General features: G+C 73.0%; 23 protein-coding genes and 1 pseudogene. 5 read left to right on the forward strand and 19 right to left on the reverse strand.

All coding sequences use genetic code 11. The features are described from left to right. Window positions 1–61: 61 nt before the first annotated feature. From IE317_RS08800 to IE317_RS08845, 10 genes are all read right to left on the reverse strand, one after another. A complete protein-coding gene (locus tag IE317_RS08800) occupies window positions 62–1,600 on the reverse strand; it encodes a PucR family transcriptional regulator (RefSeq protein WP_191308075.1) in 1,539 nt (512 codons plus the stop codon). 75 nt (window positions 1,601–1,675) lie between these two features. Further along, window positions 1,676–2,983, reverse strand: coding sequence for a pyridoxal phosphate-dependent decarboxylase family protein (locus IE317_RS08805; protein ID WP_191308434.1), 1,308 nt, complete (start codon window positions 2,981–2,983; stop codon window positions 1,676–1,678). A gap of 304 nt (window positions 2,984–3,287) precedes the next feature. Then, window positions 3,288–3,992 (reverse strand): STAS domain-containing protein, encoded by a 705-nt coding sequence (locus IE317_RS08810; protein WP_191308077.1) that lies wholly within the window; start codon window positions 3,990–3,992, stop codon window positions 3,288–3,290. A 62-nt stretch (window positions 3,993–4,054) separates the two neighbouring features. After that, the gene (locus IE317_RS08815) at window positions 4,055–4,204 is read right to left on the reverse strand and encodes a hypothetical protein (RefSeq protein ID WP_191308079.1); all 150 of its coding nucleotides are present in this window, start codon (window positions 4,202–4,204) and stop codon (window positions 4,055–4,057) included. A gap of 193 nt (window positions 4,205–4,397) precedes the next feature. Further along, on the reverse strand, window positions 4,398–4,730 hold the full coding sequence (locus tag IE317_RS08820) for a hypothetical protein (RefSeq protein WP_191308081.1): 333 nt from the start codon (window positions 4,728–4,730) through the stop codon (window positions 4,398–4,400). A 27-nt stretch (window positions 4,731–4,757) separates the two neighbouring features. Then, window positions 4,758–5,627: an alpha/beta fold hydrolase gene (locus tag IE317_RS08825; RefSeq protein WP_229902563.1), complete on the reverse strand. Its 870-nt coding sequence runs from the start codon at window positions 5,625–5,627 to the stop codon at window positions 4,758–4,760. After that, window positions 5,624–5,947, reverse strand: coding sequence for a DUF4387 domain-containing protein (locus IE317_RS08830; RefSeq protein ID WP_191308083.1), 324 nt, complete (start codon window positions 5,945–5,947; stop codon window positions 5,624–5,626). Before IE317_RS08830 ends, IE317_RS08825 begins: the two co-directional genes overlap by 4 nt. Then, complete coding sequence (locus tag IE317_RS08835; protein WP_191308084.1) at window positions 5,940–7,307, reverse strand: acyclic terpene utilization AtuA family protein; 1,368 nt, start codon at window positions 7,305–7,307, stop codon at window positions 5,940–5,942. Before IE317_RS08835 ends, IE317_RS08830 begins: the two co-directional genes overlap by 8 nt. Window positions 7,308–7,312: 5 nt before the next feature. Further along, complete coding sequence (locus IE317_RS08840) at window positions 7,313–8,266, reverse strand: NAD(P)-dependent oxidoreductase (RefSeq protein WP_191308086.1); 954 nt, start codon at window positions 8,264–8,266, stop codon at window positions 7,313–7,315. Next, entirely contained in the window at window positions 8,263–9,528 is a 1,266-nt protein-coding gene (locus IE317_RS08845) for an MFS transporter (protein ID WP_191308088.1), read from the reverse strand. The genes IE317_RS08840 and IE317_RS08845 overlap by 4 nt, the downstream gene beginning before the upstream one ends. 78 nt (window positions 9,529–9,606) lie before the next feature. Here IE317_RS08845 and IE317_RS08850 point away from each other — a divergent pair, with 78 nt between their 5' ends. Next, a complete protein-coding gene (locus tag IE317_RS08850; RefSeq protein ID WP_191308090.1) occupies window positions 9,607–10,335 on the forward strand; it encodes a GntR family transcriptional regulator in 729 nt (242 codons plus the stop codon). Between the two features lie 45 nt (window positions 10,336–10,380). Here the strand turns inward: IE317_RS08850 and IE317_RS08855 are convergent, their stop codons facing one another. Further along, on the reverse strand, window positions 10,381–11,475 hold the full coding sequence (locus IE317_RS08855; RefSeq protein WP_191308092.1) for a tartrate dehydrogenase: 1,095 nt from the start codon (window positions 11,473–11,475) through the stop codon (window positions 10,381–10,383). Between the two features lie 110 nt (window positions 11,476–11,585). On the opposite strand from IE317_RS08855, the gene IE317_RS08860 reads away from it, so the two are divergent. The 3 genes from IE317_RS08860 to IE317_RS08870 all read left to right on the forward strand — a co-directional run bounded on the left by IE317_RS08860 (window position 11,586) and on the right by IE317_RS08870 (window position 14,766). Further along, on the forward strand, window positions 11,586–12,503 hold the full coding sequence (locus IE317_RS08860) for a LysR family transcriptional regulator (protein WP_191308095.1): 918 nt from the start codon (window positions 11,586–11,588) through the stop codon (window positions 12,501–12,503). A gap of 94 nt (window positions 12,504–12,597) precedes the next feature. After that, on the forward strand, window positions 12,598–13,662 hold the full coding sequence (locus IE317_RS08865; RefSeq protein ID WP_191308096.1) for a hypothetical protein: 1,065 nt from the start codon (window positions 12,598–12,600) through the stop codon (window positions 13,660–13,662). A 147-nt stretch (window positions 13,663–13,809) separates the two neighbouring features. Next, window positions 13,810–14,766, forward strand: a complete 957-nt coding sequence (locus tag IE317_RS08870; RefSeq protein WP_191308098.1) for a helix-turn-helix domain-containing protein — start codon at window positions 13,810–13,812, stop codon at window positions 14,764–14,766. A gap of 54 nt (window positions 14,767–14,820) precedes the next feature. On the opposite strand, the gene IE317_RS08875 is transcribed toward IE317_RS08870, so the two are convergent. The 8 genes and pseudogenes from IE317_RS08875 to IE317_RS08910 form a co-directional block, all read right to left on the reverse strand. Next, a complete protein-coding gene (locus IE317_RS08875) occupies window positions 14,821–15,561 on the reverse strand; it encodes a D-Ala-D-Ala carboxypeptidase family metallohydrolase (protein ID WP_229902564.1) in 741 nt (246 codons plus the stop codon). Window positions 15,562–15,586: 25 nt separating this feature from the next. Then, window positions 15,587–16,900, reverse strand: coding sequence for a GH25 family lysozyme (locus IE317_RS08880; protein ID WP_229902565.1), 1,314 nt, complete (start codon window positions 16,898–16,900; stop codon window positions 15,587–15,589). A gap of 271 nt (window positions 16,901–17,171) precedes the next feature. Next, window positions 17,172–18,987: pseudogene (locus IE317_RS45080) on the reverse strand (glycoside hydrolase family 5 protein). Window positions 18,988–19,119: 132 nt separating this feature from the next. Continuing rightward, window positions 19,120–20,817, reverse strand: a complete 1,698-nt coding sequence (locus tag IE317_RS08890; protein WP_191308100.1) for an alpha/beta fold hydrolase — start codon at window positions 20,815–20,817, stop codon at window positions 19,120–19,122. 62 nt (window positions 20,818–20,879) lie between these two features. After that, window positions 20,880–21,371, reverse strand: coding sequence for an RDD family protein (locus IE317_RS08895; RefSeq protein WP_229902567.1), 492 nt, complete (start codon window positions 21,369–21,371; stop codon window positions 20,880–20,882). Between the two features lie 43 nt (window positions 21,372–21,414). Then, window positions 21,415–22,065 (reverse strand): response regulator, encoded by a 651-nt coding sequence (locus tag IE317_RS08900; RefSeq protein ID WP_191308102.1) that lies wholly within the window; start codon window positions 22,063–22,065, stop codon window positions 21,415–21,417. Further along, window positions 22,065–23,249 (reverse strand): sensor histidine kinase, encoded by a 1,185-nt coding sequence (locus IE317_RS08905; protein WP_229902568.1) that lies wholly within the window; start codon window positions 23,247–23,249, stop codon window positions 22,065–22,067. Before IE317_RS08905 ends, IE317_RS08900 begins: the two co-directional genes overlap by 1 nt. Before the next feature lie 25 nt (window positions 23,250–23,274). Next, a complete protein-coding gene (locus IE317_RS08910) occupies window positions 23,275–23,721 on the reverse strand; it encodes a hypothetical protein (protein WP_191308104.1) in 447 nt (148 codons plus the stop codon). A gap of 125 nt (window positions 23,722–23,846) precedes the next feature. Between IE317_RS08910 and IE317_RS08915 the strand changes: the two genes are divergently transcribed. After that, window positions 23,847–24,830 (forward strand): phosphotransferase family protein, encoded by a 984-nt coding sequence (locus tag IE317_RS08915; RefSeq protein ID WP_191308106.1) that lies wholly within the window; start codon window positions 23,847–23,849, stop codon window positions 24,828–24,830. Window positions 24,831–24,837 lie beyond the last annotated feature (7 nt).

The raw sequence follows: 24,837 nt of genomic DNA on the forward strand, positions 1-24,837 counted from the left end.
ATCGGGCGGGCGGTGCTTGTCCGGACCGGACAACCGCGGGCGGTGTGTTTGTCGGTTCCGGTCAACCCGCCGGGTCGGCGACGACGAGCTCGATGATCATCGCGAGCCGCTTCGCGGGCACGTCGAGCTGCAGGGTGGTGACCTCGGCCATCTTCCGCAGCCGGTAGCGGATCGTGTTCGGGTGCACGCCCAGCCGCTCGGCGGCCTGCCCGAGGTCGCCCTGGGTCTCCAGCCACGCGCGCAAGGTCGCGAGGTAGCCGGTGCCGTTCTCCGCGTCGTGCCGGGCGAGGTCGGAGATCGGCCCGCGGGCCGGGGCCCGGCCGGCCGCCGCGGCCGCCCGGAGCCGCTGCACCAGGATGTCGTCCCAGGACTCGTCGTACACCGTCGCCGCGGCGGAGCCCGGGTGCGCGTCGTGGAGGGCGACGCATTCGTCGGCCTCCTGCCGGCTCGCGGGCAGTTCGGCGAAGGTGGCGGCGGCACCGATCCCCGCGACGACCGTCACCTGGGCGGGCAGGGCGTCGCGCATGGCGCCGACCCATTTCCGGGCCGCGGCGACGTCTTCGCCGGGGAGGACGGTGTAGACGGTGTTGCTGAATAACGTGCTGCGTCCGGGGCGCGACCAGCCGAAGCCCGTCGTGGCCCGTTCGAAGGCCAGCAGCAGGGCGGCGTGCCGCTCCTCGGCGATGTGGGCCTGCAGGGCGACCACCCGGAACCGCCCGGGCGCCAGCCCCAGCCTGCTGAGCACCGAAGCCGCGTCCGGGGTGCCTTCCAGCAGCCGGATCACCAGGTCCGATTCGACCTGCCGCTCGAGGTCCGCGCTCGCCCGGGACCGCAGCAGGTGCAACCCGACCGTGCGCGAACTGTCCCGCAGCACGCCGCGCCGCGCCCCGTCCAGCGGACGCTCGCACTCGACCCAGATCGAGCCCAGTGACTCCCGGCCGGCCCGGACCGCGACCGCCATCCGGCCGCCCAGCCCGTGCTCCGGCGCGGCCTCGACGAACAGCGGCTCGTCGGACTCGGCGAGGTGGGCGAACACGCCACGCCGCTCGAACAGCTCGCGAGCGCGCTCCGGCACCCGGCGGCCCAGGATCGTCTCCAGCCGGACCTGGTCGGCGCCGTGCTGCAGGCTGGAATAGGCCAGGACCCGGGAAAGCTGGTCCTCGATGGTCACCGTGCTGCCCAGGGCATCGGCCAGGCTGTCGGCCAGCGCGAACAGATCCGTCGGCCCGCGCCCCGACTCGGTCTCGCGCCCTTCGAGCACCAGCCCGTAGACGACCCCGGCGACCTCCCCCCACGACACCTCCGGGTCCACGGCGAGCACCGCGACTCCCGCGGCCTCCGCGGCGGCGATCACCGCCGGCGCCGGGGGAACCGGGCCCCGCACCAGGACGACCGACGCCCGGGCCGCGGCCGCCGACGCCACGGCCGCTCCGGCGGACTCCGCGCCGACCGCGAGCAGGACGTCCCCGCGCAGCTCGCGGGATTCGGCCGGGTCGTGCATCACCACGTCCCGGAGGGCGACGTCCCGCGAGACCGGGCAGCAGCACAGCCGGACGCCGTACCCGCCGAGGACGTTCACGAGCCGATCCAGGGTCACCATGCCCTGTTCCTACCCCACCTCGCGGGAAGGCGCCGGTCCCCTGTCTGTACCGAACCGGCGTCGCCGAATAGGGCGTTATACGCGGCTCAACCGGACGATTTCGCGGTGCAGGCCGGGGACGTGTGCTTCGCTCTCCGGCTTCATCAGGACGCTCCGCAGGATCCGGGCGCGCGGGACGTCCTCGCGTACGGCGTGTCCGCGGCGTGCGAGGTCGGCGCCGCTGACGGTGTACGTCGCCACGAACAACGCCTCCTCCGGAGCGCGGCGCATCCCGGCCTCGAGAACGTGCGCGCTGACCCGGTCGATCTCGGAAAGCGTGTCCCGGGCCGGGAAGTAGCTGACGATGTCGAGCTGCGGCGGCTGGAACACCGCCAGCTCGGCACTGCCGCCGATCAGGCCGGCCCACGCGAGCGCGGCCCGCCGCCCGGGCCGGAGCACCGCGCCCAGCCCGTCCGGGGTCAGGGGAAGGACCCGCGTCGTCAGCCACAGCGCCGCGGCCGCGGCGCCGGCCCGGGAACATTCGAGGGAGATTTCCCCGAGGTGCAGCTCGTCGGACGTGAAGTAGGTGTACGGCGAGTCGTGCAGGTAGTGGCGGGCGACCGCCGGGTCGCGGAAGAGCACGGCACCGCAGCCGTAGGGCTGCAGGCCGTGTTTGTGCGGGTCGATCACCACCGAATCGGCGTCGGCGATCGCGCGGAACGGCGCCGCGGCCACGCCGTCCGCCGTGTCGTCGGCGATGAGCCGGAAGAACCCGCCGTAGGCCGCGTCCACGTGCACCCGGGCCCCGTACCGGCGGGCGAGGGCGACGACCTCGGCGACCGGGTCGACCGCGCCGAGGCCCGTCGTGCCGGTCGTCGCGACCACCGTGCCGATGCGTCCGGTGCGGAGCAGGTCCTCGAGCGCGTCGAGGTCGAGGGTTCCGGCGGCGGTGGTGGCCACCGGAACGGCCTCGACGCCGAGCAGGTGGCTCATCCGGCCGTGGGTGTAGTGGGCGTCGGCGCTGTGCGCGATCGCCTTGCCCGGGTGCGTCTCGCGGGCGACGAACAGGGCTTCCAGGTTCGCGATCGTGCCGCTGCTGGTCAGGTGCCCGAGGTGCCGGGCGAAGCCGAACATCGCCGCCAGGTCCGCGACCACCTCCTTCTCCATGGCCGCGGTGGCGGGACCGCCGTCGAGGGCGTGGTTGTTCGGGTTGATCAGCATCGCGCTGAGGTAGCCGGCGACGGCGGCCGGGTGCGGCGGCTTGAGCATCTGCCCGGCGTAGCGGGGGTGGAAGAACGGGTAGTTGTCCCGCAGGCGCCGGTGCAGCTCCGCCGTCGCCTCCCGGAACAGCTCGAGCGGCACGTCCTGCGCGGGGTGCGGGTCGTAGCTGCCGTACTCCGCCATCCAGGCCCCGATGTCGCGGACGGCGTCACCCAGCACCTCGGCGAGCTCCGCGAACCCGGCCGGTCCCGCCCGCAGCACACGATCGTTTGGTTCCACATGATTATGTTCACACAACGCCGGCCGGGCCGGATCGCGCAGCGCGCCGAGGTTCCGGACGACCTCGATCAGGACAGCGGCGGCGGCAGTGCGAGCAATGCGGCGATCACCGCCAGGGTCGTGCCGTCCCCGTGCCGCACGGCCTCCTCGGCGGAATCGGCCAGGGTGGTCACCGCCGATCCCGCTCGTCCGCGGCCCGGCCGGGCACTCACCCGCCGAAGGCCGCCAGCGCGTCGGCGCGGGTGTCGAAGACGCGCAGCAAGGTGCCGGTGAGCCCGAGCAGCTCGAAGGTCCGCCGGTTGTGCACGCCGGCCGCGACGTGCAGGGCCACGGCGTCGTCGGCGGCGGCGTGGGCGAGCCGGACGATCTCGTTCACGCCGGTCGAAGCCAGGAAGCTCACGCCGGTCAGGTCGAGCACGAGCCGCAGCGGCCGGGCCGCGAGGATCACCGCGATCTCGTCCCGCGTCCGCGCCGTCGTCACCAGGTCGAGCTCGCCGGTGACCGCGATGACCAGCGTGGCCCGGTCGATCCACGTCGGGACGACCGCGACGTCCGAAGCGCCGGCGGCCGGCGCGTCGGAAAGGTGCAGGAAGGGCGCCAGTTCACGGCTGCCGAGGACGGGCAGCAGCGCCGGGGTGACTTCGATGCGCAGCGCGAGGTTTTCCCGCGCGCAGGTGAGCGCCAGCTCCTGCAGCTCCGCCGGCAGTACCCCGTCGCACGAGGTCACCGCGGTCAGCGTGACACCGAGCGCCGCCGGTTCGGGTGACAGCGCCGTCAGCAGCGCGATCCGCAGCGTCTCGCGCAGCCGGGCGTGCGCCGCGGGGCCGAGCGCTCCGGACATCTCCACCTGCACGATGCCGGCGGTCGTCCGCGCCGGCGGCATCGTGATCGTCCACGCGGACTCGTCGTCCATGCGGCCAGTCTGGCAGCGGCGCGGCCGATCGGCGCGCCGGATCACGCCGACGCGGCGCTGAGTCAGTCCGGTGGCTCGGCCGCGGCGGGCCCCGGTGACGGCGGGTCGTCTGCCATGAACTGCGCCACGTCGACGTCCAGGTCCGGCACCGGGGCCGTGCCCGGAGAGACCGGCGCGTCGGGGTTGACCTCTTTGGCGTCCTTGTCAGCCATGTCGGTGATCCCTTCCCGTGAAGTGCGAACCGGCGCCGGGCGACCGCAGGCCAGACCCCGGCTGTCTGCCTGCCTCCTACCCGGCACCGCACCGCAGAAACCGTGATCGGCGCACACGCAGCGATCGTGGTGGGGCGGTATCCCCCGATCGTGAGCCGCAGAAGCCGGCCCAGCCGGTGTCCTCGACGGCCGGTCAGCCGGCGTTGAAGTTCTGGTCCACTTCGGCGGCCAGTGCGCTCAGCGCCCGGTCGAGAACCGCGCGTACCTCTTCGGTGTCGGCGTCGTCGTCGACCTGCGCCCGCAGTTCCGCTTCGCTGGCCCCGGTGCCGTTGTCGGTCACCCGCAGGTCACCCGCCCAGCCGCCGGTGCGCCACGCCACCCGGCCTTCGTCCGCCCGCAGGTCGACGTCGCGGTCGTCGCCACCCGGCAGCCACGCCTGGGCGCGGGTGGCGTCGGAGGCGGTGTTGAGCACGATGTCGGCTTCGGCCGTCATCCCCCGGTTGCTGGTCACGGTGCGTGTCGCCATTCGGGCACGTTCCTTTCGGGTGCGCGTTCATCCTGGCGAGCGGGTACCCCGGTCTTCCGGGGCTACGCCGCCACCAGCAGGCCGCGCGCACGCAGGATCGAGCAGGCGGGCGAAGAACCCGGTGACCGGCGGCCGGGTCCCCGCGGCGCTGTGCCCGACGCCGGGCACCACCACCTTCTCCACCACCGATCCGTGCCGAGTCAGGCTTTCCGCGAGCCGGTCGAGCTGCTCCGGGCGGCTGTGGCCGTGCTCGCCCATGGCCGCCAGGTCGGCGCGGCCGTCGTCGTCGCCGCCGATGACCAGCAGGGCCGGGACCCGGGCGACGGCGGTGGGATCCACCGTGATCCCGAACCGCCGGCGGGTGTCGCCGATGCCTTCCGGCCAGGCGAGCGACCTATCGAGCACCGTCACGCCACCGGGGGCACCGACCGCGACGGCCGTGACGCGGTCCGGGTGCAGGTACAGGAAGCGGTGGGCGAACTGGCCGCCGCCGGAGTGCCCGCACAGCAGCACGGTGCCGACGCGGGCGTTCCACCGGAACCGGACCTGCTCGAGGATCTCCAGCAGCACCAGGTCGAACCGGATGCCGTGGGCCTCGAGGCGCTTGTAGCCGTCGACGTCGTCCGGATCGTCGATGCCGACCGGGAACAGCGGGAAGACCACGATCAGGCGGTGGCGTTCGGCGAAGGGGATGAACCCCTCGCGCAGCTCTCCGACGCTGCGGCCGGTGCCGTGCACGGCCACCAGGACCGGCAGTTCGGCCTCCGGGGTCCAGCTCGTGGGCACGTAGGCGCAGTAGCTGCAGCGCGGCTCGCCCGGCGCGGCGAAGAAGGGCGTGCGCTTGGTCAGCAGCCGGCGGCCCGGGTGCGCGGCGGGCAGGTCCGCGACCCGGATCACGCGATGTCCCCGCCGGTCACCGGGACGCGCGCCAGCGGGACGTGGTGCTGTCCCGCGTGGACGTCGCGGTCCCGGAGCGAGCCCTGGCTCACCGGCCGCGGGAACGAGATCTTCACGACGTTGAGCGAAGGGATCCGGAAGATCCGGATGGCGTCTTCCGCGATCCGGTAGAGCCGGGCGATCATCCGCTCGTCCACCAGGTCCGCGGCGAGCCGGTAGCCCTCGGCGTCGCGCATGAACAGCTCCATGGTGACCCAGAACGGGCCGGCGTTCTTGGAGCGGACCTCGTGGGCGAGATCCGCGAGAGTGGTGTCAGGCACGGGTTTTCTCCCCCAGCTCGGTCCGGAACAGCTCGGCGGGATCGGTGCAGTCGACGACGTGGTTCAGCACGAACTCGTACGCCGCGCCGCGCTCGATCTCCGCGGGCGAAAACGGGAAGGCGAAGCTCGGCAGGTAGTCCATCCCCGGCGTCGGCAGGTGCAGCAGCAGCGGGTTGGCGACCTTGGCGACGGCGGTGGCGGTCGCCTGGTCGGGCGCGTTGACCAGCAGCATGACGCCGACCTCGCGCGGCGGCCCGGTCTCGGGCTCGAGCTCGTCCAGCACCGCGTTGTGGCCGTAGAGCCGGAGGTCGAAGGCGTAGTCGCCGTCCGCCAGGCCGAGCGTCTGCCCCACCCGCTGCGTGATCATCGTGCGCATCAGCCGCGCCCAGGCGTCGAGGTCGGCGAGGATGCCCGGGTCCCGGATCGCGGAGAACGACACGGTCTCGTAGCCGGTGATCCGCGCGCCTTCCAGCTTGATCGTGTACTGGTCGGCGACGTGGAACCGCGACCCCTCGACGCGGACCCTCCGGTCGTCGATCGCGGTGTACCGCGCGTCCCGGACGTCGAGGGTGCCGGCGGGTTCCCGCATCTCGAACGGGTTCGCGGTCTCGTAGAGCATGTGGGCGGCCACCGAGAGCGGCGTGCACGACACCGCGGGATCGAGCGGCTCGATGGTGAAGCCGCCGGCGTCGATGGTGGCGAGGACGCCGCCCGCGCGCGGGTTGCTCGTGCACTGGCCGCCGCACTCGACGATCTTGGCCGCGTGCCAGGTGGGCCCGGCGGGCATCCCCCGCAGGAGCGGGTACGCCGCCGCCACCGCCGTGTCGGTCGCGCGGCCGGCGAGCACGACCTGGGCGCCCGCCCGCAGCGCGTCGACGATCGGCTCGTGCCCCATCGCCCCGACGATGTGGGTGCAGCTCTCCAGGGTCTCGGCCCGCAGCTCCCCCAGCGGCGGCAGCGGGTGGATCCGGCCCGCGCCGAGGTGTTCCTTCAGCCCGGCCGCGTCCTGCTCGCTGTAGATCCGGGCGACCGCCAGGTCCAGGCCCTCCTCGGCCAGCACCTCGGCGGCGATCCCGGCGACCCAGTCGACGCCGCGGTCGGTTCCGCTCGTGCCGCACGAGCCCACGATCACCGGGATGTCCGCGCCGGCGGCGGCCGTCAGCAGGCTGCGCAGGTCCCGGGCCACCGCCTCGGCGGCCGTCTTGGGCGACGCGGACCCGAGGTAGTACGGGCCGGAGTCGGTGGAGCCGGCGTCGATGGTGATGACGTCGGCGCCCAGGGCGATGCCGCGCTCGATCGTCGCGTGGTCCCAGCCGGCGCCGAGCATGCCGCTCGGCGCCAGGACGCGCACTGTGTCCATGTCCCTCATTTCTCCGTGTTCACTGCGAACCGCGCCCGTCCCGCGAGGGCGGCGACCAGTTCCTCCGCGCCGCGCAGGCCCGCGGCGGCACGTGCTTCGGCCGTCTGCCCGGCCAGGTGGGAATAGACGACGATGCCGGGCACGCCGCGCAAAGGGCTGCCGGCGGATAGCGGCTCGTCGGCCACGACGTCGAGCGCGGCGCCCGCGATCTCGCCCGCCCGCACGGCCGCGACGAGGGCGTCCTCGTCGACGATGGCGCCGCGTGCGGTGTTGACCAGCAGTGCCGTCGGCTTCATCCGCTCGAACGCCGCTTTGCCCAGCAGGCCACGGGTTCGTTCGGTCAGCGCGGTGTGCACCGAAACGTAGTCCGATGTGGACAGCAGCTCGGTCAGCCCGGTGAACCGGACACCGGGCTCCCGCAGCCGCGCGGGGACGTTCGTCGTGCAGACCACGTCCATGCCGAACGCGCGGGCCAGCGGCACCACGGCCCGCGCCGAGGCGCCGTGGCCGATGAGCCCGAGCGTCGAGCCGCGCAGTTCGCGGCCGTCCTCGCGCGGCCAGTTCCCTTGCGCCACACCGGAAGCGGACTGCACGAGCCGCCGGGCTCCGGCGAGCAGCAGGCCGATGGTGTACTCGGCGACGGCGTTGGCGTTGACGCCGGGCAGGTTGCTCACGCTGATCCCGAGCCGGGCCGCCGCGCCGACGTCGACCGAGTCGTAACCCACGCCGGTCCGCACGATGACCCGCAATCGCGGCGCGCGGGCGAGGACGTCCGCCGTCAGCGGCTCGTTGGCCACCAGTGCCGCGTCGATCCCGGCGAGAGCGGTGGCGAGTTCACCGGGATCGCGACGGCCCGCCAGGGGCAGGTGCCGGGTCTCCAGCCCGCGTTCGCGCAGGAACAGGTCGACGTCGTCGCCGGGACGCAGGTAGTCCGTGGTGATCAGCACGCGCCCGGTCACAGCGCACGGCTCGCGGGCGTCCGGCGCTGCAGGGCACTGACGCGCACGACCGCCAGCACGGCCAGCAGCGCGACGATCGCGACGTGGAGCAGCAGGAGGGGCCAGCCGGTCAGGTCGACCAAGCCGCCGACCAGGGCCGGTCCCAGGAAGCCACCGCTGACCCAGCCGACGGTGTAGAGCCCGGTGTAGGTCCCCACCACGCGGTCGGACGGGGCGAGGTTCCACAGGACGACGACCGCGTTGACCAGGAACGAGGACGCCCCCGCGGACGCCACGCAGAGGCCGGCCACGACGCCGGCGGGCGTCGCCACCACGGTGGCGAACACCGTGCCGGCCGCGAACACCGTCATCCCGGCCGTCATGACCCGGAGCCGGCCGAAGCGTTCGGCGAGCCGGGCCACCGGGTAGGCGGCCACGATGAAGGCCACCCCGCTGGGCAGCGTGAGGCCGCCCGCTTCGCCGCGGGACAGGCCCAGCACCTCCATGCCGTAGGGCGTGATGAGCGCCCGGGAGGCGGCCCAGGCGCCGCCGAAGAGCAGGATGGACAGCATGAGCAGCACGCGGCTGCGGTTGCGGTCCCGGACGATGTCGAGCACGGTGTCCCGCACCCGCGCGGCGGGGGCCGCCCGTTCGCGCTCTTCGTCGAGGGCGGCCCGGTAGGCGGGTGAGCGGCTGTCGCGCACGTTCGCGGCCAGCACGGCGAGGGACACCACCATCAGGATCGCGGGGATCGCGAACGACAGCTTTGGATGCGTGTCGATCAGGAAGATGCTGATCAGGGCGGCCACCAGGACCGTGAGGCTCGCCGCGATCTTGACGACCGCGTTGGCCCGGCTTCGCCGCTCGGGCGGGACGAAGTCCGGCAGCAGGGATTCGGCGATGGGCTTGAACGAGTTGGCGACCAGCGCGTAGCCGAACATCACCAGGATCAGCAGCGGCAGTGTGCCCGCCACGTGCGGGATGAGGAGGAACAGCAGCGCGGCCACGGGCATCCCGGCGAGGAGGTAGGGCATGCGCCGGCCCCACGACGTGCGTGTGCGGTCCGACCGGTTGCCCATCCACGGCTGGATGAAGATGCCGAGCACGTTGTCCATCCCCATCAGGAGACCGATCAGCGCGGCGCTGCCGAGGTGTTCGCGGAGCAACGGCGGAACCTGGGAGTCGTAGAGGTTCCACGTCGACTCCTGCGCGAAGACCGCCAGGGCGACGAAGAACGTGATCCGTCCCGTCCGCGCCCGCTGTGTGCCCGACGTCGTCGTCATGCCCGCCAAGCTACTTTTGCTATAGCAAGAACGTCAAGTGTCGCTTATGTGTTTTGCCATGGCAGATAGGGTGACGCTGTGGCAAGTGAGACGTTGAAGGGCCTGACGGCCGACACGCTGGCCGACCGCGCGTACCGCGCCATCCGCGACGCGGTCACCACCGGCGAGCTGCGGCCCGGGCAGAAGGTCACCGAGCGCGGGCTCGCCGAGCGGCTGTCGGTGAGCCCGACCCCGGTGCGGGAGGCCATCCGGCGCCTCGAGCAGGACGGTCTCCTCGAACGGACCGGACCGCGGACCGTCCAGGTCGCCGCGTTCGGGGACGCCGCGATCCAGGACCTCGCCGAGGTGGAGGTGGCCCTGCGCGGGATGGTGGCGCGCTTCGCCGCGCGGCACGCGTCCCCGGACCGGCTGGACCACCTCGACGCCGTGCTCGACGAAGCCGACGACCTGCTGATCGTCATCAAGCAGCGGCAGCAGTCGGGGCAGGACGTGACCCGGCACCTGGACCGGCTGCTGGACGCCATGCAGCGCTTCAACGAGGGCGTCGAATCGTGCGCCCGCAATCCGGTGCTCGTCCGCCTGCTCGGCCAGACGCGGGTGTTCTCCTGGCCGGAACGGCGGGCCAGGCTGCTCGAGCGGATCGCCGGGAACGACCGGTTCGGCCTCGACCGCTACGGCAGCCACCGCGCGCTCGTCCGGGCGTTGCGGGCCGGCGACTCGGCGGCGGCCGAGCAACTCGTCATCGAGGACGCACGCGGCGGGCTGGGTGATCTGCTCGCCGCACCGGCCGAGGGCACCCCGGCTTGAGGGATGGCGACCGGCTCACCCGGGCCACCGGGCCGATCGCGGAGGTCATGGTGCCGCGGTCTGCTCCCGCGTGATCTCGGCCGCGATCGCCGCGCCCAGGCTCTCGGTCGTGCCGGAACCGCCGAGGTCCGGGGTGTGCACGTCCGGGCGCCCGGCCAGCACGCGCTCGATCGCGGCCACGACCGCCGCGGCCGCGGCGGTCTCCCCCAGGTGCTCCAGCATCATGGCACCGCTCCAGATCTGGCCGACCGGGTTGGCGATCCCGCGTCCGGCGATGTCGGGCGCCGAGCCGTGCACCGGCTCGAACAGGCTCGGCCAGGTGCGGTCCGGGTTGATGTTGGCGCTCGGCGCGATCCCGATCGTCCCGGCGCAGGCCGGGCCGAGGTCGGAGAGGATGTCGCCGAAGAGGTTGCCGGCGACGACGACGTCGTACTGCCCAGGCCGCAGGACGAACTTCGCCGCGAGGATGTCGATGTGGTCCTTGCTCGCGACGACGTCCGGGTACCGCTCCGCCATCGCCGTCGCGCGCTCGTCCCAGTACGGCATGGCGATGGCGATGCCGTTGCTCTTGGTCGCCCAGGTCAGGCGCTTGCGGGGACGCGTGGCGGCGAGTTCGAAGGCGTACCGGAGCACCCGGTCCACGCCGGTCCGGGTGAGCACGGTTTCCTGCAGGACCGTTTCGCGGTCGGTGCCCTCGAAGATCCGGCCGCCGATGCTCGAGTACTCGCCCTCGGTGTTCTCGCGGACGACGACGAAGTCGATGTCGCCGGGCCCGTGGTCGCGCAGCGGGCTGCGGACTCCGCGCAGCAGCCGGACCGGCCGCAGGTTGACGTACTGGTCGAAACCGCGGCGGAACCGCAGCAGGCTCCCCCACAGCGAAACGTGGTCGGGCACCACCTCGGGCCACCCGACCGCGCCGAAGAAGATCGCGTCGAAACCGCCGAGCACGTCCCGCCAGTCCGACGGCAGCATTTCGCCGTGCCGCTGCCAGTAGCCGGCACAGGCGAAGCCGTATTCGACGAAGTCGAGCGCGAACCCGTGGGCGTCGGCGGCGGCCCGGAGGCACCGCAGCCCTTCCGGGACGACCTCACGGCCGATGCCATCGCCGGGGATGACCGCGATGCGGTGACGCTGGGACACGGGACGCTCCTGTGGTTTCGGCGGGAGCTTCACCCTGATCGCCGCGGAACGTCACGACAAGAGCGCCGCGGGCAACCTATCCTTTCGCCCATGGAAAGGGACGAACCGCGGTGACCACCTCGATCGACGACCTCCGCTTCTTCCAGGTCGTCGCCTCCAGCCAGACGCTGACGGCGGCGGCCCGCGAGCTGCAGTGCTCGCTGCCGGTCGTCAGCAAGCGCCTCAGCGCGCTGGAACGCCGGCTCGACGCGCACCTGGTGCACCGCGGCACGCGCCGGCTCACGCTGACCTCCGAAGGCGAGTTGTTCGCCACCCGCCTCGAAGAAATCCTCGACCGGGTCCGCGAACTCGAGGACGTCGTCGGCCACCGCTCCGGCGAGCTGCGGGGGTCCATTGTGGTCCAGGCCACCCTCGGCCTCGGCCGCGCGCACGTCGCCCCGCTGCTCGGCGAGTTCACCGCCCGGCACCCGCGGGTGAGCGTCCGGCTCCGGACGTCCGCGCTGCCCCTGCGTCCGCATCGGCACGAGTTCGACCTCGCCGTCCACGTGGGCACGCCACCGGACTCCTCGCTGCGGATGCGCCGGCTGGCGAAGAACCGCCGGGTACCGTGCGCGGCACCGTCCTATGTGGACCGACACGGCATGCCCGAGCGGATCGAGGACCTGGCCGGCCACGACTGCATCGTGCTCCGCGAGAGCGAGGGCGACTTCGCGCTCTGGCGCTTCGGAGACGCCCGCAACCCGCGCCAGGTCCGGGTGCGCGGCCGCCTGTCGAGCAACGACGGCGACACCGTGACCGGCTGGGCGCTGCAGGGTCACGGCGTGATCATGCGCTCGGAGTGGCAGGTCCGCCCCCACCTCGAGAGCGGCACCCTGATCCGGGTCCTGCCGGACGTGCCGACCCCGCCGGCCGACATCCACGCCCTCCGCGCCGACGACACCCACGTACCGCGGCGGGTCAGCGAGCTGATCAAGTACCTGGCCGCGCGGCTGCCGGACCGCATCGCGGGGCGCCGTTACGGCGAATGACCGATTGCGACCGCAGCTCGTTACCGTTTGACTTGGGTGCGCAACGCCACCGCGTGCGGCCAGGCGGCACGCGTCACGTCCGGGGGGATCGTCCATGACACGTTCACGAGTACTGCCGCGCGCCGGCATCCTGATCGGCGCCCTCGTCGCGGCACTGGCGGGCGCGGTCGTCCTTCCGGCTCCGGCCACCGCCACCGCCACCGCGCAGGTCACCGATCTCGGCGTTCTCCCGGGCGGCAGCTACAGCTTCGCCTACGCGATGAACTCGAGCGGAACCGTCGTCGGCCAGTCCTCGGTCGGCCTCGGCAACCACGCCGCGCGCTGGAACCCGGACGGCACCGTCGACGACCTCGGCGTCCTGCCCACCGGCGTGGACAGCACGGCGAACGCCGTCAACGACGCCGGTGTCGTCGCCGGCCGGGGCAGCATGCGGGATGCCGCGCACGACTTCCACACCCACGCCGTGCGCTGGAACCTCGACGGCACCATCGACGACCTGGGCACCCTGCCCGGTGATGTCGCCAGCGAGGCACGCGGGATCAACTCCGCCGGCGTCATCGTCGGCTACTCCCAGCAGCCGGACGGCGTCCGGCACGCGGTGCGGTGGAACCTCGACGGCACCGTCGACAACCTTGGCACCCTTCCCGGCCTGAGCAGCAGTCAGGCGAACACGATCAACGACGCGGGCACGATCGCCGGCTACTCGTACGGCTGCTGCCCCGGCACCAGGGCCGTGCGGTGGGCCCCGGACGGCACGATCAGCGCGCTGGGCATCGGGTCCGCCCCGTCGACCAGCATCGCCACCGCGCTCAACGACAACGGCGAGGTCGCCGGCTACGAAACGACGGACACCTCCCGCGTCGCGCGCTGGGACGGCACCGGTGCCATCACCCTGCTGAACCCGCTGCCGGGGGACGCCACCAGCTGGGCGTCGGACATCTCGGCCTCGGGGGTCATGGTCGGCAAGTCGTTCACCTCGGGCGACGCCGGCCACGCCGCGCGGTGGGACGCCGACGGCACGGTCTCGCGGCTCGCCCCGCTCGTCGACGGCGAGGACGCCACCGCCAACGCGGTCAACGACAACGGACAGGCAGCGGGCTACGCCACCACAGCGGACGGCTGGACCCACGCGGTCAGGTGGTCCACCGGGGTCGGTTAGCGCAGGTTCTCCCCGGGTCGACGTTCCGGCAACGATGGTGACGCGAAGGAAAATGTGGCGTAATCCGGCAATTTCTCCCCGGAGTGCGCCGCGACGGTGTTAACTTCCGTCCGTCATCCGCTGCCCGAGCGAGGTGTTCGAGTCACAGTGACACTGCACACGGACAAGTTCGCCGCCTACCTGCGCATGCTGAAAGACCGCAGCGGGCAGGGCTATGAACGGCTCGGCAAGCAGGCCGGGGCCAGCGGCTCCAGCCTGCACCGGTACTGCTCCGGCAAGAGCGTCCCCGCCGACTACCGCGTCGTCCACTCCTTCGGCAAGGTCTGTGGCGCCTCCCCGGCGGAACTGCGGGAACTGCACCAGCTGTGGGCCCTGGCCGACGCCGGCCGCGTCGACGAAGCGGAACAGACCGGGACCGGTGAGGAGGCCGCGCCGCCCCGCCGGCGGCGGGCCTACGCCGCGACGGCCATCGCCGTCGTGGTGCTGCTGGCGGGTGGTCTGGTCTGGCTCACCGCCGACGCGTCCCCGCCGGCCACCGGCCGGTACGCCGACCGGATGCTGTTCTCGGCCGCCTGCGAGCCGCCGGTCAGCATGGGCCAGCACGACGAGTGCGTCACCGAGGTGCAGAACCTGCTGGTCGCGGCGCACGGGCGGCTCTCGGTCGACGGCTCGTTCGGGCCGGAGACGCTGCGCCGGGTCACCGCGTTCCAGGTGCTGGCGGGCCTGCCCGCCCGCGGTGTGGTCGACGAGGCCACCAAGACCGCGCTGTACGACCGCCGGACCAGCATGGCGACCTGGCCGGCGGCCGCGGTGGAGCAGCGGGTCCGGGCCGTGTTCACCGAAGCGCCGGACACCGCGGTCGCCATCGCGCGCTGTGCTTCGTTCCTCGATCCGCTCTGGGTGCTGCCGAACACGAACGGCAGCCGCAACTGGGGCGTCTTCCAGATCTCCGACGCCCGCCTGCTGGAGCTGGGCGGGACGCCGCGGCAGGCGTTCGACCCGGCCTGGAACATCGAGGCGGCGCACCGCCTGTGGAGCGTGCGCCACGACTTCCACGACTGGCCGGCCTGTTCGGCGGCGCTGGCGACCCCGCCACCGCACTGAGGACCGGCCCGGGCGCCGGGAATCCCCAGGTTCCCCGGCGCCCGGCCGGTGGCTTCAGACCGTGCCGTTCTCCCACCACCACGACCGGCCGAGGTCGGCCCGGCTGTCCACGTGCTGGTGGTCGGTGTTGTAGGTCTCCAGGCCGGAGAACCCGCACGTCTCCGCCTTCTGGTAGACGGTCTTGTTGGCCACGCCCGGCACGTTCAGGTCGGCCGCGGTGCCGTACAGGTGCATGCTGTCGCTCGCGCCGCCGATCTCCGCGTTGTGCGCGATGCTGCGGAACCCGGAGTTCACCGTGATCGGCTTGTTCCCGAGCTTCTTGCGCAGTGCTTCCAGCTTGTACATGCAGCGCCGGGCGTTCTCCTTGGCAGTGGCCGCGCTGACCTTGCCGCCGCTGAAGGTGCCGCTGTCGCGGTCGGTGAACTCGCTGAAGTTGAAGTGGACGGTGGACCCGTCGCTCTGCTCCAGCGCGTTGAGCGCGGCCTGCGTGGCCGGCCCGACCTGGCCGTCGGCGCCGAGGCCGTAGGCCGCCTGGAACCGGCGGACCGCGGCCGCGGTGCCGGGGCCGAACTCGCCGTCGATCGAGACGCGGCTCTGGCTCGCGTGGTCGGCGGCCCAGCCCGCGACGCGGATCTGGAGTTCGGTGACGTCGGCGCCCGTGCTCCCCTGGGTGAGGGTGCGGGACCACGGGTACGCCTGGGCGGTGCCGGTCAGCAGCAGCGGGCTGACCGCCGCGGCCGCGCCGAGCACCACCGCGCCGCGCAGCACCGAGCGGCGGCTCATGGGGAGGTTCATTCTCGTCCTTTCCTGACAGGGATTTTCAGCGGTTGGCGAGCCGGTCGAGGTCGGCCTGGGTGCCGTTGAAGACGTCGCCGGTGGCCGGCGCGGGGATGCCGTCGGGGATGGCCGCGTCGGTGTACTGCCACATCAGCCACGTCTTCGACCCGGCGGGCAGTGCCGGTTGCGTGACGGACTGGCGGTAGTCGGCGAGCTGCATCGGGTAGGCCGCGAGCGCCGTGGTGCCGCCCAGGCAGCTGTCCAGGAACGACTTCTGGGTGTAGATGATCGGGGTTCGGCCGAACGCCGCCTGGACCTTGTCCAGCCAGGCCTTGGCGTCGGCGACGGTGACGTAGGGCGGGCAGCCGCCGGAGCCGTCGTCCTTCCACTCCAGGTCGAACACGGGCGGCAGGTCACCGGCGCGCTTGCCGGTGTACCCGGTGGCCTTCACGGCAGCGATGAACCGGTCGGCCTGCGCGCCGCCGGTGCCGGCCGCGGTGCCCGTGTAGAAGTGGTACGGCCCGACGGCCAGGCCGGCGTTGCGCGCGGCGGGCAGGTCGGTGGCCAGGTAGTCGTCGGTGACGTTCAGGCCGCGCGTCGCTTTGACGGTCGCGAACTCGACCCCGGACGCCTTGACCGCGCCCCAGTTGATCGGCGCGCCCCCGGGGTGCTGGTACTTCGCCGTGTCGACGCCGTCGATTGGGTGCCCGGCGGGCTTCGGCGGCGTGCAGTAGGTGTTGCGGCCGGACCAGTCGGTGACCTTCGCCCACGTCGTGGGCCCGGCGACCCCGTCGGCACTGGCGTTGACGCAGTGCTGGAACTGGATCACCCGGGTGCGGGTGCCGTCCCCGAACTGCCCGTCGACCGTCAGCGGCGGGTAGTGGCCCGGCTCCATGGCGAGGTTGAGCCGGCACTGGAGTTCCTTGACGTCCACGCCGCTGGAGCCGCTCTGCAGGGTCGGGCGGGCGGCGGAAAGGCCGCACACGACGCTCTGCGCGGCGTCGGCGGTGCCCTGGGTGGCGCACTTGCGCGGCCGCGCGGACCAGGAGTTGAGGGCGGCCCACGTGTTCGGCCCGATCCGGCCGTCCACGCTCAGCGCGGCGCACTTCTGGAACACGCGGACGCGCGCTTCGGTCGCCGGGCCGAAGGAGCCGTCGGCGCCGATGGGCGTGTACCGGCTCGCCTTGGTCGCCAGGTTCAGTTCGCACTGCGCCTCGGCGACCGCGGCGCCGGTCGCCCCTGGGGCGAGCGTGGGCTGGGTACTGGTGTGCCCGCACACCGCAACGGGTTCGGCCGCGACCGCGGCTGCGGCGGGTAACACCAGCAGCATCGCGACGGCCAGAGCGAGTCTTTGCATGGCGAGAAGGCTGGCAGCGCCCGGGCCGCCGATCCCCCCTCGGCGGCCGACCCGGGACGCCGGGACGGTTCCACCCCGCCGGACCAGCGGGAACGCCACGCCGCTGGGACACGGCGGGGATGCTGGGCGGCCGTCCGCTCGCCGCGCGGTCCGGCTCGGACCGGCAGAGCAGCGCCTCCGCCGCGCGAATCACGCACCGGCATCCGAGCGGGACTCCCTGGCGAGACCCACCCGGCCGACTCAGCCGCCGCCCCCTCCCCGCCCGGCCCCGCTAGGACCGGCAGAGCAGCGCGTCCGGCGTCCGGCTCGAACTGATCCGGCCGGTGTAAGCGACTCCGGCGACGTACTCCCCCGGCGCGCACTGGCCCTTGTAGTTCCCGGTCGCGAAGTCACCGCCGGGGTCACCGGGCGGCCGGTTGTCGCCGCGGTCGAACCACACCGTGCGGCCCGTGCGGCCCAGCGGTGTCGCCGACCGGCCGCACAGCACCGCCGAGAAGGCCCCCCCCCCCCTGGACGCTGTACCCCACCACCGCGTGGCCGGGCGGGCACTGCGTCTTGGTGTAGCCGGACGCCCAATCGGTGTCGACGTAGGTCTCGTCGCGCACGACCACGTACCCGGCCGGGGCGGCGAGCGTCCCGGTGCACAGGCCACGGTTGCCGGTGTGGGCGAGGCCGGCGAGCCGCTGCCCGTCGGGGCAGGCGCCCTTGCGGGCGCCGGGGTTCCAGTCCGGCAGCGCGCGGACCTGCCGCGACTCCGGGAAGTCGCCGTAGTCGAGGTTCAGCATCGACCAGTGCGCCACGTCGTCCGGGATCGGCCCGGTCCGGGACGGCGCGGAGATCAGCCGCCGCCAGGCGGGACCGCGCCAGTCCGAGCCGTCGAGGACGTCGAGGCGGCGGCCCGCCGAGTCGTATCCCAGCAGGGCCCAGCCGTCGGTTTGGAAGCCGACCGCGGGCCAGTAGGCGAAGTCCGTGTCCGTTTCGGCCAGGTAGTTCACGAAGTTCTCGAAGAACGCGCGGGACGCCGGGTCGGTCGTGGTGCGGCCCTCGCCGAACTCGCTGATCCACAGCGGTGCCGTGTAGTGGCGGCCGGTGTCGGCCGAGACGAAGAACGCCTGCCGGTACAGGACGTCCCGCAGTTCCTGGGGCGAGAGGTCTCGGTAGCGCGGGTCGTGCGTTTCGCCGATGCCGGTCGCGCCGGAGTGGTTGGGTCCGGTGTAGCCGTAGAAGTGCGCCGAATAGACGAGCTTGCCCGAATCCACGAGCGTGTGCGACAGCGTCCGGGCGGGTTCCAGCGTCGGACGGCCGTGCGGGAAGCCGTCGACCGGCAGCCCGGTCCAGTTGATGCCCTCGACGAAGATCAGCAGGTCGCGGTTCGCCTCGGTGAGGATCCGGTCGGCGACCTGCTGGCTGGCGCGCTGCCAGTCGGTGCCGTTGCCCCAGCCCCAGTTGGGGTCGTCGAAGGTGTTGCGGCGGACCTCGTTGTACAGGTCGGCGCCGACGACGCGCTTGTTCGCGGCGTAGCGGCGCGCCATGAACAGCCAGTCGTCCTGCCACTGCTGCTCGGTCTGCGCGGTGTTCCAGCGTTCGTTGCCGTCGAGCCCGCAGCACCAGCGCGAGGTCGTGGTGTGGTTGTTGAGGACGACGGCGAACCCGCGCGCGGTCAGCCGGTCGACGACGCGGTCGTAGACCTGCAGCGGGGTGAAACCGTGCAGGTCCGGGTTGGCGGCCAGGTCCGGGACGGGCCGGGTGTCGTGGAGCATCGCGTTGGAGAACTGCAGCCGGACGCTGTTGAGGCCCAGCTGCGCGAGCCCGTCGATGACCGTGTCGATCGACACCCGGTCGAGCCCGAGCGGGGTCTGGTACGCGATCTCGCCGACGTGGTGGCTGGCCGGATCGTTCACGTCGCCGGAACCGGTCCACGTGCCGCTCGCGCCGTGCCAGTTGGCGGCCTTCAGCTTGAAGCGGTCCCCGTGCGCGTCGACGATGTACCGGCCGCGCGTGCTGAGCGGCCCGCTCCAGGACGGCGGATCGGCCGCGGCGACGGGAACCGTCAGGCCGGCGGTGGCGAGCAGGACGGTGAGCAGCAAACCCGGGATCCGCACGCGGGTGAGTCAACCAACTCCCGGCCCACCTCGTAAGGGCCACAAGGAGGTCGTGAGCGGTAAGGCGGGTTAGAAGAACCCGCCTTACCACTCACGAGGCCCGGGGGCTTCCCGACGTCAGCGGCCGTTGTTGAGTTCGCCGATGCTGCGGCGCACGGCGGTGCGCAACGCCGAATCACGGGTGTCGGCGGCACTGGCCACCGCCGCGTGGCCGCCGGTGACCGGGCCGGCCACCGGGAAGACGCGGTCCTCGCCGGGCAGGGGCACGCCCGGGCAGGTGGCCGAGCGTGGCCGGGAATTGGCGATCAGGAAGACGTTGACCATCCCGTCGACGCACGGGTTGCCGCCCAGGGCGTACTGGCCGTGGAACGCGGCGTCGTCGACCGACACCAGCGGGACCCCGGCGGCGCGGACCGCCGAACGTGCTTGCTCGTACCCGGTTTGCGGGTCGAACTCGCCCTGGACCACCAGCACGTTGGCCGCCGCTTCGGGCGAGAGTCCGGGCATGTCCTGCCGGGGCCGGTCGGACCAGAACCCGCACGGCTCGGTCAGCCCGTAGGCCCAGCCGAAGATCGGGTACTGCGGGCCCTGCCGATCGGACAGGCGCTTGTACCAGCCGGCCGTCTTCGTCGGCTGGTCGCCGCACGCCACCGCGTAGCGCGTCCCGGAAATCTTGCGGTAGTCCGGTTCCGCCGCCGCCAGCCCGGCGGCGACGTCGGCGCCGGTCAGCTCGGCCAGCCGCTTGCCGAACACGGCCGTCGACCAGGTGTCCAGCTGCCCGGCGAGCGCCGCCGGGGGCTGGACCGGCTTGCCGTCCAGCTCCCCCGCGCCGGCGATGAGCACGGCGGCCACGAGGATCCAGCGGATCTCGTTGCCGTTGCCGACGAACAGGGCGTCGAACTGGTCCGGGGCGACGCCGTGCCCGGCGTAGAACCCGCGCAGCCGCTCGATCTTCTGCTTCACCTCGGCCGGCGAAGCGCCGAGCTGCTCGGGGAACTGCCGGGCCAGCCACGGCACGAAGACCTCGTCGGTCTGCCGCTGCCCGATCTTCGGGAACGCCTCGAAGTCGGCCTGCAGCCGGCCTTCGAAGTCGACGCTGGAGTCGAGCACCACCTTGCCCGCGCGGCCCGGGAACAACGACGCGTACTTGGCGCCGAGCCAGGTGCCGTAGGAGTAGCCGAGGTAGTTCAGCTTTTCGTCCCCGAGCAGGGTCCGGATCAGGTCCATGTCGTGCGCGGTCTGCCAGGTCGTGACGAACGGCGCGACCGCGTCGCTCTGGCACGCCTCCGCGATCGCCCGCGGCGTCTTCTGGTGCTCCGCGATGCTCGTCGCCGAGCGGTCACGCGCGTCGAGCGGCCCCTGCGGCAGCCGTCCCGCCGGGACCTGGCAGACGAACCCGGCGTCCGCGGTCCCTTCGTGCCCGGTGCCGCGCGGATCCATGCCGATGAAGTCGTACCGTTCGTTCACCCCGGGTTCGAGGCCCGCCAGCGCACCCGCGAGGGAACTGCCCTGCCCGCCGGGACCGCCCGGGTTCACCAGGAGCGCACCGAGACGTTCGCCCGTCGCCGCGACGCGGCTGATGGACACGCTCAGGTCCACCCCGGAATCCGGGTTCGCCCAGTCCCGCGGCACGGTGATCACCGCGCATTCGGCGGCCTTCGCCCCGTCGGCGACCGGGAACGGGCACGCTCCCCAGGCCACCTGCTGGCCGGTGTAGCGGTCCGGCGTGGCCGCGGCGGCGGTTCCCGCGGGAACCGCCGGCACCGCGAGCAGCACGGCGGCGATCAGAAACCGGCTCGCTGTCTTGTTTTTCACTTGACGCCCCTCGTCCGGGTGAATGATCACCCGGAGTATGGCGCGCATTCCCGGCGCCGGGATCAACCAAAAGTACGAGGACCCGCGCGCACCACGAGGGTCCGCGCCACCAGATCACCGATCCGCTGCCGCCGCCGGGAAAGCACGATGCTGACGACGGCCACCAGCCCGAACAGCAGCCCGTCGACGGTCATCAGCAACCACCGGAAGACGTAGGCGCGCGCCTTGGGCGGCCCGCCGCGCAGGGTTTCCACGCGCAGTCCCATCACCAGCATGCCCGGGGTGACCCCGCCCCGGCGCAGGGGGATCCAGATGTGGATCAGGGCGTCACAGGCGTAGTTGACCGCGAAGAACGTGATCGCCGGGCCCCACAGGAGCGTTTTCGGCGGCACCCATCCCCACTGCAGCAACGGAATGACGACGAGACCGGCCGCGAGCGCGGCGAACGCTCCCAGCCCGGCGGCGAGCGCCTGGTCCAGCACCGCCTGCACCACCCGGCGGCCCGCCATCCGCAGCCGCTCGGGCACTTCTCGCCGTCCGGCCGGGATGGTCACCGCGCTGACCGCACACTCGGCGAGTCTCGCACACCCGTCAAGGTCATCCCAGCAACCCGCGCTGCCACGCCCAGACGGCGATTTCCGTGCGGTTCCGCAGTTCGAGCTTGCGCTGCACGCTCGCCAGGTGCGTCTTGACCGTCGAAAGGGAGACGCGGAGGTCGTCGGCGATCTCCGCGTTGGTCCGGCCGCGGGCGACCGCGAGCACCACATCGGACTCGCGGTCGGTCAGCAGGCCCGGTGTCCCCTGCGCGCGCTGCCGCGCCTTCTCGGTGAACCGGGCCAGCAGGCGCACGGTCACCGACGGCGAGACCATCGCCTCCCCGCCGGCCGCCGCGCGGACCGCGTCCACCAGCAGCTGCGGGCCGGCGTCCTTGAGCAGGAACCCGCTGGCGCCGCCGAGCAGGGCGGCGTAGACGTTCTCGTCCGCGTCGTAGGTCGTCACCACCACCACGCGCAGCGGCTGCGCGACCCCCGGCCCGGCCAGCAGTTCGGTGGCTCGCAGACCGTCCACTTTGGGCATCCGGATGTCCATCAGCGTGACGTCCGGCCGCAGCTGCCGCGCCAGCCGGACCGCGGCCTCCCCGTCGGCGGCTTCGGCGATCACCTCGATGTCCGGCGCGGCGTCCAGCACCAGCCGGAACCCGGTGCGCACCAGCACCTGGTCGTCGGCGACGAGCACCCGGATGGTCATCAGAGCCCCCTCGGCAAGGCGTCGAAGGGCGCGTCCTCACCGGCGAGCGGGAGCCGCGCCACGACCCGCCACCGCGCCCCGGGTTCCGGCCCCGCGGTCAGGCGGCCGCCCAGCATGGCCAGCCGCTCGGTCATGCCGATGATCCCGAACCCGCCGGGTGCGGCCGTCGCGGTGACCCCGTCGTTGCGCACCTCAAGCACGAGGTCGTCGGCTTCGACGCGGGCGGAGACGACCACCTCGGTCGCGGACGGCGCGTGCCGGCGGGCGTTGGTCAGCGCTTCGGTCACCACGCGGTGCACGGTCGTGGCCACCTGGGCCGGCACCGGCAGCTGGTCCAGTTCCTCGGCGACGTCCACCCGGGCGGAGGAGCCGGCGGCCGCGCGCACCGCGTCACCGAGCACGGCACCGGACAGCAGCGGCACGTCCCGGGTGTCCCGCAGCATCCCGACCAGCCGGCGCGCGGCGGCCAGCGCCGCACCGCCGGCTTCCTCGATCTCGCGGTAGACCGCCGCGTGCCCGCCGACGTCGGCGTTCGCTTCGGCGATCGCCCGGGCGGCCTGCACGCGGACGACGATCCCGCTGACGTGGTGGGACACCAGGTCGTGCAGTTCCCGGGCCAGCTGCAGGCGTTCCTGGCTGCGCACCCGGTCCAGCGCGGCCCGCTGCCGGGCGTCCGCCGCCCGCAGAATCAGCCCGACCCCGAGGCAGGCACCCCAGTACGCCGCGGCCGCCACCGCCAGCAGCGTCTCCGGCTCGCCGGCGCCGTAGCGAAGCAGGGGCGCGGCGATCATCACCGCGCCGAGGGCCGGCGCCAGCGCGGCCGCGTGCTTCGGTTCGAGCTTGCGGCCGGCGGCGGCCGTGAGCAGCCCGGCGGCCACGATCTCGGCGAACGGCGGCTGGCTCCGGGCGTGCGCGGTGACCGCCACGACCGTGCCGATCGCCGACAGCGCGGCGACGACGCTCCCCAGCACGCCGATGTGGCGGGGGAAGCGCCGCCGCAGCACGGCCAGCACCGGGATCGCCGTCCCGGTGGACGCCAGGAGCCCGGTGAGCGGCGCCGCCCAGCCGCCGCTTCCGGCGGGTGCGCGCAGCACCAGCACCACGTCGGCGACGAGCGCCGCGGCCAGCACGGCGAGCTCGGTGCCGAGCATGCCGCGCCGGGCCAGGACCCCCGCTCTGCGCATGGCCGTCATGATCCCGCGCCCCGGGTCAGCCCGCGCGCCGGACCCCGGCGACGTAGCGGTTGGACGGCGGCAGGTAGCTGAGCACCGTCGCGACCACGGCCACCCCGCAGCTCAGGTAGCCCGCCCACGACGGTTCGGTGGTCAGCAGCGAAGCCGCCTGCAGCAGGGTGAAGACGGTCAGCGTGACGCGCGCCCAGTTGCGGCCGGCCTTGAGCTTGAACGACAGCCACAGGTAGACCAGCGCGATGACCACGGCGATGGCGACCGGCACGGCCTGCGCGAGCAGGGTGAGCCGGTCGAGCCGGTCCTGCGCCAGCGCGGGGTTCGCCCGCCGCAGGGCCGCCGCGATTTCGTCGTGCGCGCTCAGGACGAGCAGCCCACCGGCGATCGCGGACACGGTGGACACCAGGAAGCCGAAAAAGGCGGCGATGATGGTGCTGGGCGGGTTCTCCCGCGCGGTTTCGGTAGTCATACCGGGAAGTTAGGACGCACCGCGCACCGGCACCGGTTGAGGCGAGCTCGTCTCGTACTTTCGGCCGAGGCGGCTCGAGACCGAAACCGAACCACGCGCGGTGCCCTCTTCAGTAGGTTCGGAGGATGCGGCAATTCGCTGACGTCGAAGTCCTGTCGAGGCTCGTCCGTGACGCACTGGGCCCGGGATGCCGCGTGGTCACCGTCGAGCGGTTGCGCGGCAGGAGCAAGAAGGGGGTGTACCGGTTCCGCCTCGAGGGCACCCGCATGCCCGGCGTGATCGTCTACAGCTGGGCCGAAGCGGAGAACTTCTGGCCTGGCGAACGGGAAGCCGACCCGGCCGACCCGTTCGCGCCTGCCTCGGGCCTGGTCCCCTTCCTGGCCGCGCACCGCACCTTGGCCGCACTCGGCGTCCGAACTCCGCGGATACACCTGGCGGACGACAGCCGGCGCCACTACCCGGCCGACATCGCCGTGGTCGAGGACGTCTCCGGGGGCACGCTCGAAGCGCTCTTCGAAACCGATCGCCCGCGTGCCGCGAACGCCCTGAGCGAACTCGCCGGGACGCTCGAAGTGATGCACCGGCACCGGAGCCGGCACTACGGCAGGGTGGACCGGCTCGAATCGGCGCAACCGGTTTCGTGCGAGCGGCGGGTTCTCGACCGCGCGCTGCGGGACCTCGAGGACGGGGCGGAGCGCGACGCGCGCATCGCGGCAGCCGGCGCCGCGATGCGCGACCGGCTGCAGGAATGGGCCGGCCGGGTCCGTCCTCGCGCGGAGTACGGGCTGATCCACGGAGAACTCGGCCCCGACCACGTCCTCATCGACGCCGGCGGGCACCCGGTGCTGATCGACATCGAGGGCCTGATGCACTTCGACGTCGAGTGGGAGCACGTCTTCCTCCGGCTCCGCTTCGGCGAGCACTACCCCGCGCTCGCCCGGCCCGGCCTCGATCCGCGGCGGCTCGACCTCTACCTGCTCGCGATGCGCCTGTCCCTGGTGGCCGGCCCGCTGCGCCTGCTCGACGGGGACTTTCCCGATCGGGCGCTCATGCGCGGGATCGCCGAGCACAACGCCAAGGAGGCGCTGGCGCTCCTACGCCCGAGCTAGCGCCGGC

Source organism: Amycolatopsis bullii (assembly GCF_014654205.1).
Taxonomy (GTDB): Bacteria; Actinomycetota; Actinomycetes; order Mycobacteriales; family Pseudonocardiaceae; genus Amycolatopsis; species Amycolatopsis plumensis.